Below are 14,201 nucleotides of genomic sequence, written 5' to 3' on the forward strand. Positions count from 1 at the left end.
CGGCTCAGGCCGTCTGCGCGGCGTTGGCGATGCATTGCGTGGTTGCGGGACGCGAGACGATCGAAGCGACGCTGTCGGCCGTGCCCGCCACGCCATTGCGCGTGGCCTGCGCGATGTCGATCAGTTCCGCCGTGGTGGCGTTCGACATGACGCAATCGGTATAGGGCGCCGTGTTCACGCCCGGCAAACGCTTCTGCATCTCGCTGTTGACGACGCTGCGCGCCACCTGACGCGAGGCGGCGTCGAGGGTGGTCGGGGTGGTCACGACCGGTGCGGTCGGCGTGGAAACGGTCGCGGTCGGCATCGGTGCGACGCAGCCTGCCAGCGTCAGCGCGGCGAGGCCCGAGGCGGCAATGATCTTGAAACGCATCAGTAAACCCTCTTCTTCGGAGCAATCTTCTTCAGGTCGATCCCGCCTTCTGCCTCTTTCGTCAGAGGTTCCAGATGGACGGGGCGGTAGTCGAGTTTAACCGTGTTCCCCTCTACCCTTGCAAGCGAATGCTTGCGCCAGGTGGCGTCATCCCGCTCAGGGTAATCCTCGTGCGCATGGGCGCCACGGCTTTCCTTGCGCGCCTCGGCGGCCACGATCGTGGCCAGCGCGTTGGGCATCAGGTTGGTCAGTTCCAGCGTCTCCATCAGGTCGGTGTTCCAGATCAGGCCACGATCGGTCACCTTCAGATCATCCAGCTTTGCGGCGATTGCCTCCATCTTCCGGACGCCATCGGCCAGCGTCTTGTCGGTGCGGAACACCGCCGCGTCGGCCTGCATGGTGCGCTGCATCTCGTTGCGCAACTCCGCCGTCGGCGTGCCGCCATCGGCATTGCGGATTTTGTCGAACCGCTCCAGCGCGTGGTCCACCTGCGCCTGGTTGGTCGCGGGGATCGGGCCCTCGCGGTCGATGACCTGCCCCGCCCGGATCGCGGCCGCGCGGCCGAAGACCACCAGGTCGATCAGGCTGTTCGAGCCAAGCCGGTTCGCGCCATGGACGCTGGCACAGCCGGCCTCGCCCACCGCCATCAGACCGGGGAATACGGCGTCGGGGGCGCCCTCGGCCGGGTTCAGCACCTCACCCCAGTAATTCGTGGGGATCCCGCCCATGTTGTAGTGAACGGTCGGCAGAACCGGGATCGGTTCGCGCGTGACATCGACGCCGGCGAAAATCCTGGCGCTTTCGCTGATGCCCGGCAGCCGTTCATGCAGCGTCTCGGGCGGCAGATGCATCAGGTTCAGGAAGATGTGGTCGCTTTCCTCGCCGACGCCGCGACCCTCGCGGATCTCCATCGTCATGCAGCGGCTGACCACATCGCGGCTGGCCAGATCCTTGTAGGTTGGGGCGTAACGCTCCATGAAGCGTTCGCCCTCGCTGTTGGTCAGATAGCCACCTTCGCCGCGCGCGCCTTCGGTGATCAGGCAGCCCGAGCCATAGATGCCGGTCGGATGGAACTGCACGAATTCCATGTCTTGCAGCGGCAGGCCCGCACGCGCCACCATACCGCCGCCATCGCCGGTGCAGGTATGGGCGCTGGTGGCGCTGAAATAGGCGCGGCCATAGCCGCCGGTCGCCAGCACCACCATCTTGGCATTGAAGACATGCATCGTGCCGTCGTCCAGCTTCCAGCAGACGACACCGGTGCAGCGGCCATCGGTGATGACCAGGTCCAGTGCGAAATATTCGATGAAGAATTCCGCGTTTTCCTTCAGCGACTGACCATAAAGCGTGTGCAGGATCGCGTGGCCGGTCCGGTCGGCGGCAGCGCAGGTGCGCTGGACCGGGGGGCCCTCGCCGAATTCGGTGGTGTGGCCGCCGAACGGCCGCTGGTAGATCCTGCCCTCTTCGGTGCGGCTGAAGGGCACGCCGTAATGTTCCAGTTCGTAGACGGCCTTGGGCGCCTCGCGGGCCAGGTATTCCATCGCGTCGGTATCGCCCAGCCAGTCGCTGCCCTTGACCGTGTCATACATGTGCCACTGCCAGTTGTCGGGCCCCATGTTCGACAGGCTGGCCGCGATCCCGCCCTGCGCCGCGACGGTATGCGAGCGGGTCGGAAAAACCTTGGTCACGCAGGCCGTGCGCAGGCCCTGTTCGGCCATGCCCAGCGTCGCGCGCAGCCCGGCACCGCCGGCGCCGACCACGACCACGTCATAATCATGCGTCTGGATTTCGTAAGCAGCCATGGTTTCCTCAGATCACGATGGTCACAAGGGCCATCTTCGCCAGCGCGAAGAGGGCGGCCGCGATCACGGCCCAGCCGAAGATGACCGAGACGATGATCGCGACCTTGCGCTCGGTATGCTTCAGATAGTCATCGATCATGATCCGCGTGCCCTTGATGAAGTGCAGCATGCCCACGACGATGAACAGCGCGGTGATGATCGCCGGATAGGGGCGCCCGAAATAGGCCGCGACGCCCTCGCGCGGCAGGCCGATCGCGCTGCCGACCACCAGCATGAAGGCCGGGGTCAGCAGGACCAGCGCACAGGCGCTGACCGTCATGGCCCAGTGATGTGCGGTGCCGCTATGGGCGCTGCCAAGACCTTCGGCGGCCTTGCGGGGGGTGATGTAGCGCATGGTTGCCCTCGGTCAGCCGATGAAGAACAGGATCAGCGAGATCAGCGTCATCACGACCGACCCCACGATGATCACCCAGGAATTTCTTTTCGCCTCGTCGATTTCCAGCCCGTAACCGGCATCGTAGAACAGGTGGCGCACACCCGACAGCGCGTGAAACCACAGCGCCCAGGCCGATCCCGTCATCACGATGAAGCCGATCCACGACCGCATCACCCAATCGGCGGCGGCAAACGCGCCCGGGCTGGCGACGGCGGCCACCAGCCACCAGACCAGCAGCACGATCCCCGCGACAAGGGCGTGCCCGGTGATGCGCGTCATGATCGAGGCGATCGCCGCGATGGGCAGCCTGTAGACCTGAAGATGGGGGGAAAGCGGCCGGTTGCCCCGGTTCACATCGGCCATGATGCGGCCCTCCTTTGTCGGTTCTGTCAGACCCGGCGCGGGCGCGATGGCTGGCCGCACGGGCTGGCGATTGGTGCCGTTACTGACCGCGTTTGTGCCACCTGTCATCCGCAGTTACCAGAGCTTCGGTGGAAAAGAAGTCGAATTCGCGGTTTGTGATCACGGCCACGGCCTGCGTGATCACAGCAGGAATGCCGCAATGTCTCGCATTGGCGCCACCTGCCCGCTTCCCGGCCGCACAGCCCGGCCTGGCGCCTGTCACGGCCCGATCCGCGTCAGCACACCGCGATGATCCGAGCCCAATCGCGGCCGTGTCCCGCCGCGGCCCGCCCAGCCCCGCGGGATCAGCACATGGTCGATCGCCATCGGATAGATCCCTTTCAGCATGAACGTCGTGCGCAGCGGGCCGAGCGGCGCCGTGCCGGTCGCGGATGCGATCGCGCGGACCGCGCGGGACCAAGGAACCATGTTGAAATCTCCTCCGACCAGTGCCGGCTGCGCGATGCCTCTTATCTTCGGCATCAGCGTGTCCAGCTGCGCCGCCTGCCCGTAGGGCCAGGGCCAGGTCAGATGCAGCACCGCGACCGACACCGCCCCCATCGGGGTGCGGGCGCGGGCCGAGGCCAGGCCGCTTTTCGGCACGCAATCCCGACGATCCAGCGGCCAGCGGGACAGGATCGCGATGGCGCCGGTGGTGTCTCCGGGACAGATCAGTTGATAGGGAAGCCCGGCTTTCAGCCGTTCGGACACGGCAAGGTTGCGCCAGCTGACCTCTTCCAGAAAGACGATTCCGGCGCCGCTGGCCCGGATATCGGCGATGATCGGCGCCGGATCGGCCAGATCGAAACGCAGGTTCTTCTGATAGACCACGATCCCGTTCGCCGGCCCCTGCACCGGCCGCCACAGATCCCACAGGATCGGCGCCAGCGCGACCAGTGCCACGGCGCTTGCGGCCAAACCGGCCCGCCCGCGCAGGACAGGCGCCGTCAGCAGCAGCGCGACGGCCAGCGCCGGACGGAACACGGCCAGCGAATCCCCGGCCGGATGCCAGGCCCCGGCAAGGCTGCCGGCCAGCCCGATCAGACAGAATACCGCGATCAGGCGGGCCAGAATCCGCATCCTAGACCGGCATCAAGGCCCAGTAGTCGAGGTCCAGCAGAACCTCGGGCAGATATTTTCCATCCGCGCCCTTCAGCGCGAAGGCCGCGCTGTCGCCCTTGGTCGCGACCAGCCGCAGCCGGATCGCGCCGACGCCCGGCGCGCGGGTCTCGGCCTTGTCCAGCACCTCGGACCAGGCGCGGATCGTGTCGCCCGCAAAGCAGGGATTGGCATGGGCGCCGCCATTCAGCGCCACGATCATCTGCGCATTGGCCAGCCCGTTGAAGGACAGGGCGCGGGCCATCGAGATGACATGCCCGCCATAGATCAGCCGCCGGCCATCGTTGCGGAAGGTGGCGTCGAAATGCACCTTGGCGGTGTTCTGCCACAGCCGCGTGGCCAGCATATGTTCGGCCTCTTCGATGGTGACGCCATCGACGTGGTCGATTCGCTCGCCCGGATGGTAATCGCCCAGACGATGCGGCTCGCCGGCCAGTTCGAAGTCGTAATCGGAAAAATCCAGACCCTTGGGAACCGCCAGACCGGCCGGGTCGACGACCGGATCCAGATCCGGCACCACGGTGTCGGGCGCCGGCGCGTCGGGCGCCCGTTTGCGCACCATCACCCAGCGGACGTAATCCAGCACCGGTTCGCCCATCTGGTTCAGTCCGCGCGTGCGCACCCAGACCACGCCCGATGTCCCGTTCGAGGTCTGCCTGAGGCCGATCACCTCGGATTCGGCGCGCAGCGTGTCGCCCGGCATGACCGGGTTGAGCCAGCGGCCCTGGGCATAGCCCAGATTGGCGACGGCATTGACGCTGATATCGGGGACCGTCTTGCCGAAGATGACATGAAAGCCGATCAGATCATTCAGCGGACTGCCTTCGAGGCCGCAACCGGCGGCAAAATCGTCGCTGGAATACAACGCATGCCGCGACGGATAGAGCGCGTGATAAAGGGCCCGTTCGCCCTCGGCCAGGGTGCGCGGCGCGGCGTGGCGGATCACCTGACCGACCCGGTAATCCTCGAAGAAGCGGCCCGGATCGGTCTTGCTCATTGCTGTCCCAGCTTCATCTCGGAATGGTATTCGGCGTGGATGTCCTTGGTCACCGCCTGCGCCATCCGCATCACCCCCTTCTGCGGATCGAAGGCCATCGAGGGGCCGCCATGCAGGGTCCAGCCCTTCGACAGCGCCTCGCTGACGCGGTGGCAGAAGCGAGAGGTGTCATCATCGGTAATGCAGCGGTAAAGCGTCGTCATCTCAGCCTCCGAAGGGCCATGGGCCAATCAGGCCGTGGATCAGACCGACCACCAGCAGCACGACGACTGCGCCGACGGCGGCCATCGCCTCCTTGCGGGCCGGGAACGGGCCGGCGGGCGGGTTCCAGGGGCTGCGGTTGATCAGCGCCATCTCGACCAGCGCCCAGACCAGCAGACCGCCAAACAGCACGAGGCTGGGCAGATCACCATTGACCAGCAGATGCGCCACCGCCCACAGCGAAAAGCCGATCAGTTGCGGATGGCGGGTCATCGCCGTCACCCGCGTCTTCATGCCGCTGGCCGCGAACAGGTAGAAGGCGATCAGCACCAGCAGGTTGTTGATTCCGACCAGCGCCGCCGAGGGGCCCCACCAGACCGGGCCGTCGGCGGCCTTGTATCCCCAGATCATCAGCAGCACCGAAACGATCAGGGCAGCGGCGACCATCCCCTTGCCCTTGTCTCCCACCGCGGCCCTCTGGGCGGGCGCCACGCGTTTCCACAGATGCGCAGCCCACCACAGGGCCACGCCAAGGATCAGGATCAGCATCTGGCTTCCTTTCGTATAGGCTGGATCGGCCTCACGTTGACGCTAACCGGCCATGGCTGCAATAGCCTCGGCGCGATCCAGGGTGCTGCGGGCGGTTTCGACATGCAGGTTCTCGACGATCCGGCCATCCACCACGGCCACGCCCCGGCCATCGGCGCCGGCCTGCCGGAACGCCTCGATCTGGCGTCGGGCCAGCGCGATCTCGGCCTCGGTCGGGGCGAAGGCCTGGTTCGCGACGGCCAGCTGCGCCGGATGGATCAGGGTCTTGCCGTCAAAGCCCATGTCGCGGCCCTGTTCGCATTCGGCCCGCAGGCCCGCGTCATCCCTGAAGGCGTTGAACACGCCATCCACGATCACCTTTCGAAAGGCCTTCGCGGCCAGCAGACACAGCCCCAGCCCGGTCTGCATCGGCAATCGGTCGGGGCGAAAACGGCTGTTCAGTTCCTTGGCCAGGTCGTTCGTGCCCATGACCATGCCCTGCAGGCGCGGATGGGCGGCGATCTCGGCCGCGTTCAGCATCGCCAGCGGCGTTTCCATCATCGCCCAGAGGGCCAGATCCGGGCACAGCGCCGCGACCGCATCCAGATCGGCCGCGGTATCCACCTTGGGGATCAGCACCGCATCGGCGCATCCGACCAGATCCGCGCAGAAGCGGGCATCGTCATCGCCCCATTCGCTCGCCAGCGCGTTGATCCGCACGATCCGGGCACGGGCTCCGTAATCCCTGGTCAGCGCCGCCCCCAGTGCTTCTCGCGCCGCGACCTTTTCCGGCGGCGCCACCGCGTCTTCAAGATCGAAGATGATTGCGTCGGCCGGCAGCCCCTGCGCCTTTTCCATCGCGCGCCGGTTGGCTGCCGGAATGTAGAGGACGGAACGATAGGGGCGCGCCATGACAGACCTCCGGGAAATAATGTTGCGCGAAACTGCCTCTGGCAGCCAGAAATGGCAAGGAAAAAATTGCCGCGGCGCGGCATCGCCCCCCCCGCGCCGGCCGGATCAGCCCCATATCAGCCCATGGGGGCGCCTTTGCCTTCGGACCTGCGGATCCGGTTCGCCGGCCGCTTGGGTCCGCATCCGGAAACGGCGACCAAGGCTGCTGCCATGCCGCACGCCACGGGCAGAGACTTGCGATTCGGATGTCGAGGGCTTAACCAACGCCGCGAGATTCCATCCATGACATCGGAGGTTAACCATGGCCCGACCCAAGATCGCACTTATCGGTGCGGGGCAGATCGGCGGCACGCTGGCCCATCTGGCCGCGATGAAGGAACTGGGCGACGTCGTCCTGTTCGACATTGCCGAGGGCGCGCCGCAAGGCAAGGCGCTGGACATCGCCGAATCGGGCCCGGCCGAAGGCTTCGACGCGGCGCTGAAGGGCACGAATGATTATGCAGACATCGCCGGCGCCGATGTCTGCATCGTCACCGCCGGCGTTCCGCGCAAGCCGGGGATGAGCCGCGACGACCTGCTGGGGATCAACCTCAAGGTCATGAAATCGGTCGGTGAAGGTATCAGGACCCATGCGCCCGACGCCTTCGTCATCTGCATCACCAACCCGCTGGACGCGATGGTCTGGGCGCTGCAGAAATTCAGCGGCCTGCCCGCGAACAAGGTCTGCGGCATGGCCGGCGTGCTGGATTCGGCCCGCTTCCGCCATTTCCTCAGCCTCGAATTCGGCGTCTCGATGCGCGACGTATCCGCCTTCGTGCTGGGCGGGCACGGCGACACGATGGTGCCTCTGACCCGCTATTCGACCGTCGCGGGCATCCCGCTGCCCGATCTGGTCAAGATGGGCTGGACCACGCAGGACAAGCTGAATGCCATCGTCCAGCGCACCCGCGATGGCGGGGCCGAGATCGTCAGCCTGCTGAAGACCGGCAGCGCCTTCTATGCCCCCGCGACCAGCGCCATCGAGATGGCCGAGGCCTATCTGAAGGATCAGAAGCGTGTGCTGCCCTGCGCGGCGAATGTGGACGGGGCCTATGGCCTGAAGGGGATCTATGTCGGCGTGCCGACCGTGATCGGCGCGAACGGGATCGAGAAGGTCATCGACATCAAGCTGGACAAGGACGAAAAGGCGATGCTGGACAAGTCGGTCGAGGCGGTCAGGGGTCTTGTCGCGGCCTGCAAGGATATCGACAATAGCCTGGCCTGATCGGTTCCGATGCCGGACCTTACACACGGCGCGCCGAATCCGGCGCGCCGTTCTTTTTTCCTGCACCGGGGCCTGGGCGCAGGCCGACCCCTCCAAGGGCCTGCGCGATCCGCTGCAACGCGTATTGCGGGCGCCCTGGCCAGATGGCACAAGACGCCCATGGCCAAATCCGTCTCTGCCTTCAGCTGCACCGAATGCGGCGTCGCACACAAGAAATGGGCCGGGCGCTGCGATGCCTGCGGGGCCTGGAACAGCATCGTCGAGGAAGCTCCGCTGAGCCACGGGCCGGGGCGCGGTCTGGGCGCGGCCAAGGGGCGCCGCGTTGCGCTGACGGGTCTTGCCACCGACGAGCCGCCGCCGCCGCGCAGCGTCTCGGGGATGGCGGAACTGGACCGGGTTCTGGGTGGCGGACTGGTGCCCGGCAGCGCGATCCTGGTCGGCGGCGATCCCGGCATCGGCAAATCGACCCTGCTGTTGCAGGGCGCTGCGGCCTTCGCGCGGCGCGGCCTCGATGCGGTCTATATCAGCGGCGAGGAGGCCAGCGCACAGGTCAGGATGCGCGCGCAAAGGCTGGGTCTGGCCGATGCGCCGGTCCGGCTGGGGGCGGAAACCAACTTGCGCGACATCCTGACCACGCTGGACGGCGAACGCCCGGATCTTGCCATCATCGATTCGGTTCAGACGCTGTGGTCCGATCATGTCGAGGCCGCGCCCGGAAGCGTGGCGCAGGTGCGCGCCGCCGCGCACGAGCTCGTGACCTTCGCCAAGCGGCGCGGCGTGGCGGTGGTTCTGGTCGGGCACGTCACCAAGGAGGGCCAGATCGCCGGGCCGCGCGTGGTCGAACACATGGTCGATACCGTGCTGTATTTCGAGGGCGAGCGCGGTCATCAGTTCCGCATCCTGCGCAGCGTCAAGAACCGCTTCGGCCCCGCCGACGAGATCGGCGTGTTCGAGATGACCGGCGCGGGGCTGGCCGAGGTTGCCAACCCCTCGGCGCTGTTTCTGTCCGAACGCGGCCAGCCTTCACCCGGCAGCGCGGTCTTTGCCGGGATCGAGGGCACGCGGCCGGTGCTGACCGAGGTTCAGGCCCTGGTCGCGCCCTCCACCCTTGCCTCGCCGCGCCGCACCGTGGTCGGGCTTGACAGCGGCCGTGTCAGCACCATCCTTGCCGTGCTGGAGGCCCGCTGCGGCATTCCCTTCGCCGGGCTCGACGTGTTCCTGAACGTCGCCGGCGGGATGCGGGTCAGCGAACCGGCCGCCGACCTGGCCATCGCCGGCGCCCTGCTGTCGGCGCGCGAGGACAGCGCGCTGCCGCCCGAGGCGGTGCTTTTCGGCGAAATCAGCCTGTCGGGCGCGCTGCGCCCCGTCGCGCAGGCCGAAAACAGGTTGAAAGAGGCGCAGAAACTTGGTTTTTCACAGGCGATCTTACCCGAAGGCCAGAAGGTCGAGGGGGTCGGATCGGATCGCGGCGGCATGGGAACGCGGCGCATCGCCGATCTGACGGAATTTGTGGGCGAGATCTTCGGCGCCGGCTGAACCGCCTGAAAATGCAACGATATCCGGCGCGGGGGCGGGACTACATGGACGGTTTCACGATCATCGACGCGGTGGTGGCGGCGGTCATCATTCTTTCCGCGATACTGGCATGGTCGCGCGGCTTCGTGCGCGAATCGCTGGCCATCCTGGGCTGGATCGCGGCGGCCATCCTGGCCTTTCTCTTCGCCGCTGCGGTGCGGCCGATGATCGCCCAGCTTCCGGTTCTGGACCGTTTCCTGGGCGACAGTTGCGAATTGGCCACGATCGCGGGCTTCGCGGTGGTCTTCGCCCTCGCCCTGGTCGTCTTCTCGATCATCACGCCGCTGTTTTCCTCGGTCGTGCAACGGTCGGCCCTGGGCGGGGTGGATCAGGGAATGGGCTTTCTGTTCGGCGTGGCGCGCGGCATCCTTCTGGTCGCCATCGTCTTCATCGTCTACGACCGGGTGATGACCAGCCAGCAGGTCGCGATGGTCGAAAATTCACGCTCGGCGCAGGTGTTCGAACGGATGCGCGGCCAGATGGACGAACGTATCCCCGAAGATGCGCCCGGCTGGATCGTCAGCCGCTACGAACAGATGGTCGGCGGCTGCGGCGCGACGACCGAAACCGTCGATCCGGACACCGCCCCGGCCCGGACCGGTGATGCGGCGCCGGCCTCGAACTGAGGCGGCGTGCCCGGCCATGGCCGCTGATGTCGGTGATGTGACGAAAATTCCGCTTCTGCGGATAGCCGGGGCGTGACTCTGGGTCCGGCCCGCACTACATAGCCCTCGACAGTCCAAAGCCAGTCAGGATGCCATGATGCAGCCATTCTTGGCCCATCCGTTCGATTCGGACCGCCTGCACGAGGAATGCGGGGTATTCGGCGCGATCGGGATGGCGGATGCCTCGAATTTCGTCGCTCTCGGCCTGCACGCGTTGCAGCATCGCGGGCAGGAGGCCGGCGGCATCGTCGCCCATGATCCCGAACACGGGTTCAACAGCGCCCACCGCTTCGGCTATGTGCGCGACAATTTCACCAAGACCGACGTGATGGCGACGCTGCCGGGACCGCTGGCGATCGGGCATGTGCGCTATTCCACCGCCGGGACCAAGGCCAATACCGCGATCCGCGACGTGCAACCGTTCTTCGGCGAATTCTCGATGGGCGGCTGCGCCATCGCCCATAACGGCAACATCACCAATGCCGCCGCCCTGCGCCGCGAGCTGACCGAACGCGGCAGCATCTTCCAGTCCTCATCGGACAGCGAATGCATCATCCACCTGATGGCGCGGTCGATCCAGCGCAACATCCCCGAACGGATGAAGGATGCGCTGCGCCGGGTCGAGGGCGCGTTCAGCGTCATCGCGATGACCCGGACCAAGCTGATCGGCGTGCGTGATCCGCTGGGCGTGCGGCCGCTGGTTCTGGGCAAGGTCGGCGACGATGGCTTCTGTCTGGCATCAGAAACCTGCGCGCTGGACATCATCGGTGCCGATTTCGTGCGCGAGATCGAACCGGGCGAGATGGTGGTCATCACCAAGGGCAAGGTCGAAAGCTCTCGCCCCTTCGGGCCCTCGACCGGCCGGTTCTGCATCTTCGAACATGTCTACTTCTCGCGTCCCGATTCGATCATCGGCGGCCGCTCGGTCTATGAGACCCGGCGCCAGATCGGGGTCGAACTGGCCCGCGAGGCGCCGATCGAGGCGGATCTGGTCTGTCCGGTCCCCGACAGCGGCACGCCGGCCGCGATCGGGTTCGCGCAGGAATCCGGGATCCCCTATGGCATGGGAATCATCCGCAACCAGTATATGGGCCGGACCTTCATCGAGCCGACCGAACAGATCCGCAACATGGGCGTGCGCCTGAAGCTGAACGTCAACCGATCGCTGATCGCGGGCAAGCGGGTGGTTCTGGTTGACGACAGCGTGGTGCGCGGCACGACCAGCCGCAAGATCAAGGACATGATCATCGACGCGGGCGCCGCCGAGGTGCATTTCCGCATCGCCTCGCCTCCGACCGCCTGGCCGTGCTTCTACGGCGTGGACACGCCCGAGCGGGACAAGCTGCTGGCGGCCCAGATGAGCCCCGAGGAAATGCGCGACTGGATCGGCGTCGACAGCCTGGCCTTCGTATCGCTGGACGGGCTCTACCGCGCGGTCGGCGAGGCGGGAGGCCGCAACACCAAGAGCCCGCAATATTGCGATGCCTGTTTCTCGGGCGATTACCCGGTCGCGCCCTTCGACCAGCTCGAACGCGGCTTTCGCATGAAGCCGGGTTCCGAAACCGCAATCAACGAGGCGGCCGAGTAAGGCTTGCGTTCCGCAAACGCCGGGGCTGATCGTCCCTGGCCGAAGACCGAGGCCAGTCAGGGAACGATGGTTTCCAGGGGGTCGTAATGCGCCGCGGCATCGCCCCAGATGGCGGCGGCAAGGCTGTCCGGCTTGTGGCGCAACGCGCCCAGTTCGACCTGCGTGACCCAGCGGAAACGGTTCACCACGCCTTCGGGATCGGCCAGCGAAACCTCGTCGGTGGCGATCAGCGTGGCGCGGAACAGCAGGTCGACCTGATGAAAGCCGCGCGCCGGGTCGTGAAATTCGTTTACCAGAAACGGCGCGCCGACGCTGATCAGCAGACCGGTTTCCTCGGCCACCTCGCGCATCAGGTTTTCTGGCAGGGACTGGCCCGGCTCGACCCCGCCGCCGGGCAGGCACCACAGATCGCTGCGTTCGCCCGGATAGGCGTTGACCATCAGCAGCCGGTCACGATGCAGGATCGCGGCGCGGACCGCCAGCCTCGGGCGCGCAACCCTCATTCCGCAATCCGGTTCAGGTGGCCCATCTTGCGGCCCGGCCGCGCCTCGCCCTTGCCATAGAGATGAACCTGCGTGCGCGGTGCGACCAGCAGATCCGGCACGCGGCCGATATCATCGCCGATCAGGTTCTCCATCACCACATCGGCGAAACGCTTGCCATCGCCCAGGGGCAGGCCCGCCACGGCGCGGATATGCTGTTCGAACTGATCGACGGCGCAGCCGGCCTGCGTCCAGTGGCCCGAATTATGCACGCGCGGCGCGATCTCGTTCACGATCAGCCCGTCGGGCGTCACGAACAGCTCGACTCCCATCACGCCGACATAATCCAGTGCGTTGACGATCCGGCCCGCGATCAGCACCGCGTCGGTGGTCGCGCGCGCGGGCAACCCGCAAGGCACCGTCGTGGATCGCAGGATGCCGTCGCGATGGACGTTCAGGCCGGGATCATAGGCCGCCACCTGCCCGTCTGCACCACGCGCGACGATGACGCTGATCTCGGCCGAGAAATCGACGAAACCTTCCAGAATTGAAGGCGCGCCGGTCCATTCGGCGGCCCCGCCGCCGATCCTGACCTGGCCCTTGCCGTCATAGCCCATGCGTCGCGTCTTCAGGATCGCGGGCCGCCCGATCCGCCGGGTCGCGGCATCCAGATCGGCCTGTGAGGGCACATCGGCAAAAGGCGCCGTGGCCAGCCCGATCTCGTTCAGAAAGGTCTTTTCGGCCAGCCTGTCCTGCGACACCGCCAGCGCATGGCGGCCGGGGCGTATCGGGCGCAGGCGTTCCAGCAGATCCAGTGCCGAGGTCGGCACGTTCTCGAATTCGTAGGTGATCACGTCCACGCTTTCGGCAAAGGCGGCAAGGGCGTGGTCATCTTCGTAGGGTGCGGTCGTCAGCCGCCATGCCACTTCGCCCGCTGGCGCCGCGCCGGGGTCGAAGACATGGCAGCGCAGGCCAAGACGGCTGGCCGCGACCGACAACATCCGACCCAGTTGACCGCCTCCGAGAATGCCGATGCTGCGAATCTCATTCATCGGCGGGCTCCTCGGGGATAGAGGCGGACAGCGCGGCCCGCCAATCCTCCAGCCGCCGCGCAAGATCCGGATCGCCAAGCGCCAGGATCGCCGCCGCCATCAGCCCGGCATTGGCGGCCCCGGCCGCGCCGATGGCCATGGTCGCGACCGGAAACCCCTTGGGCATCTGCACGATGGAATAGAGCGAATCGACACCCGACAGGGCCCGCGTCTGGATCGGCACGCCGATCACAGGCAGCCGGGTCTTGGAGGCCATCATTCCGGGCAGATGCGCCGCCCCGCCGGCCCCGGCGATGATCACCTTCAGGCCGCGCGTCACTGCGCCCTTGCCATAATCCCACAGCCGGTCAGGCGTCCGATGGGCGCTGACGATCCGGACCTCGAAGCCGACCCCGAGATCGTCCAGAATTGTCGCCGCCTCGCGCATGGTCGCCCAGTCCGACTGGCTGCCCATGATGATTCCAACGGGTTTTTCCATGCGCCGCCCCCTTTTCTGGCCGGACAACGCCATAGCGCGCGCGGCGCTACGCCGCAATCAGGCGATGATGTCCGGGGTCAGTTCGTCTTCCAGGCGGGCGATCTGGTCCTTCAGCGCCAGTTTCTGCTTTTTCAGTCTCTGCAGGGTCAGCGTCGAGGTCAGCTGTTGCGACGACAGCGCCGAGATCGCCTCGTCAAGATCACGATGCTCGCAGCGCAGCGCGGTCAGCCGCGCCCGCGCGATCTGGTCATGGGACATTTCGTGATGCATGTTCATGGGGCGACACTTCGCTGACAGGCCTGCTTTCCTTTCTTATAGCCCCTTGCGGCC

17 protein-coding genes are annotated in these 14,201 nt (G+C 66.4%); 4 read left to right on the plus strand and 13 right to left on the minus strand.

The annotated features are described in order from the left end of the window. Positions 1–4 precede the first annotated feature (4 nt). The 9 genes from AC13CR_RS08310 to AC13CR_RS08350 all read right to left on the minus strand — a co-directional run bounded on the left by AC13CR_RS08310 (position 5) and on the right by AC13CR_RS08350 (position 6,767). Positions 5–370 (minus strand): hypothetical protein, encoded by a 366-nt coding sequence (locus AC13CR_RS08310; RefSeq protein ID WP_292951376.1) that lies wholly within the window; start codon positions 368–370, stop codon positions 5–7. Continuing rightward, complete coding sequence (gene sdhA, locus AC13CR_RS08315) at positions 370–2,172, minus strand: succinate dehydrogenase flavoprotein subunit (RefSeq protein WP_292951373.1); 1,803 nt, start codon at positions 2,170–2,172, stop codon at positions 370–372. The genes AC13CR_RS08310 and sdhA overlap by 1 nt, the downstream gene beginning before the upstream one ends. Before the next feature lie 7 nt (positions 2,173–2,179). Continuing rightward, positions 2,180–2,566, minus strand: coding sequence for a succinate dehydrogenase, hydrophobic membrane anchor protein (gene sdhD / locus AC13CR_RS08320; protein ID WP_446233875.1), 387 nt, complete (start codon positions 2,564–2,566; stop codon positions 2,180–2,182). 12 nt (positions 2,567–2,578) lie between these two features. Continuing rightward, complete coding sequence (sdhC, locus tag AC13CR_RS08325) at positions 2,579–2,971, minus strand: succinate dehydrogenase, cytochrome b556 subunit (protein WP_292951367.1); 393 nt, start codon at positions 2,969–2,971, stop codon at positions 2,579–2,581. Positions 2,972–3,229: 258 nt separating this feature from the next. Beyond that, positions 3,230–4,090: an endonuclease/exonuclease/phosphatase family protein gene (locus AC13CR_RS08330; protein WP_292951364.1), complete on the minus strand. Its 861-nt coding sequence runs from the start codon at positions 4,088–4,090 to the stop codon at positions 3,230–3,232. Position 4,091: 1 nt separating this feature from the next. Beyond that, on the minus strand, positions 4,092–5,126 hold the full coding sequence (locus AC13CR_RS08335; protein ID WP_292978194.1) for a MaoC family dehydratase: 1,035 nt from the start codon (positions 5,124–5,126) through the stop codon (positions 4,092–4,094). Continuing rightward, positions 5,123–5,329 carry a DUF1737 domain-containing protein gene (locus AC13CR_RS08340; protein ID WP_292951358.1) on the minus strand — a complete coding sequence of 69 codons (207 nt, stop codon included), beginning with the start codon at positions 5,327–5,329 and terminating at the stop codon, positions 5,123–5,125. The genes AC13CR_RS08335 and AC13CR_RS08340 overlap by 4 nt, the downstream gene beginning before the upstream one ends. Position 5,330: 1 nt before the next feature. After that, on the minus strand, positions 5,331–5,876 hold the full coding sequence (locus tag AC13CR_RS08345; protein ID WP_446236454.1) for an NnrU family protein: 546 nt from the start codon (positions 5,874–5,876) through the stop codon (positions 5,331–5,333). Between the two features lie 42 nt (positions 5,877–5,918). Further along, complete coding sequence (locus AC13CR_RS08350; RefSeq protein ID WP_292951352.1) at positions 5,919–6,767, minus strand: HpcH/HpaI aldolase/citrate lyase family protein; 849 nt, start codon at positions 6,765–6,767, stop codon at positions 5,919–5,921. Positions 6,768–7,068: 301 nt separating this feature from the next. On the opposite strand from AC13CR_RS08350, the gene mdh reads away from it, so the two are divergent. From mdh to purF, 4 genes are all read left to right on the plus strand, one after another. Beyond that, positions 7,069–8,031, plus strand: coding sequence for a malate dehydrogenase (gene mdh, locus AC13CR_RS08355; RefSeq protein ID WP_292951349.1), 963 nt, complete (start codon positions 7,069–7,071; stop codon positions 8,029–8,031). A gap of 159 nt (positions 8,032–8,190) precedes the next feature. Then, a complete protein-coding gene (gene radA / locus AC13CR_RS08360) occupies positions 8,191–9,567 on the plus strand; it encodes a DNA repair protein RadA (protein ID WP_292951346.1) in 1,377 nt (458 codons plus the stop codon). Positions 9,568–9,611: 44 nt separating this feature from the next. Further along, positions 9,612–10,232, plus strand: a complete 621-nt coding sequence (locus AC13CR_RS08365) for a CvpA family protein (protein ID WP_292951466.1) — start codon at positions 9,612–9,614, stop codon at positions 10,230–10,232. A 136-nt stretch (positions 10,233–10,368) separates the two neighbouring features. Next, positions 10,369–11,859 carry an amidophosphoribosyltransferase gene (gene purF / locus AC13CR_RS08370; RefSeq protein ID WP_292951343.1) on the plus strand — a complete coding sequence of 497 codons (1,491 nt, stop codon included), beginning with the start codon at positions 10,369–10,371 and terminating at the stop codon, positions 11,857–11,859. Positions 11,860–11,915: 56 nt separating this feature from the next. Here the strand turns inward: purF and AC13CR_RS08375 are convergent, their stop codons facing one another. From AC13CR_RS08375 to AC13CR_RS08390, 4 genes are read right to left on the minus strand one after another with little or no spacing between them, the layout of a single operon-like run. Next, positions 11,916–12,362, minus strand: a complete 447-nt coding sequence (locus AC13CR_RS08375; RefSeq protein WP_292951340.1) for an NUDIX domain-containing protein — start codon at positions 12,360–12,362, stop codon at positions 11,916–11,918. Beyond that, a complete protein-coding gene (locus AC13CR_RS08380) occupies positions 12,359–13,393 on the minus strand; it encodes a 5-(carboxyamino)imidazole ribonucleotide synthase (protein WP_446233642.1) in 1,035 nt (344 codons plus the stop codon). Before AC13CR_RS08380 ends, AC13CR_RS08375 begins: the two co-directional genes overlap by 4 nt. Continuing rightward, the gene (gene purE / locus AC13CR_RS08385) at positions 13,386–13,871 is read right to left on the minus strand and encodes a 5-(carboxyamino)imidazole ribonucleotide mutase (RefSeq protein ID WP_292958110.1); all 486 of its coding nucleotides are present in this window, start codon (positions 13,869–13,871) and stop codon (positions 13,386–13,388) included. Before purE ends, AC13CR_RS08380 begins: the two co-directional genes overlap by 8 nt. A gap of 57 nt (positions 13,872–13,928) precedes the next feature. Further along, complete coding sequence (locus tag AC13CR_RS08390; protein ID WP_292958112.1) at positions 13,929–14,147, minus strand: YdcH family protein; 219 nt, start codon at positions 14,145–14,147, stop codon at positions 13,929–13,931. Positions 14,148–14,201 lie beyond the last annotated feature (54 nt).

This window comes from Paracoccus sp. L-17, assembly GCF_056857655.1.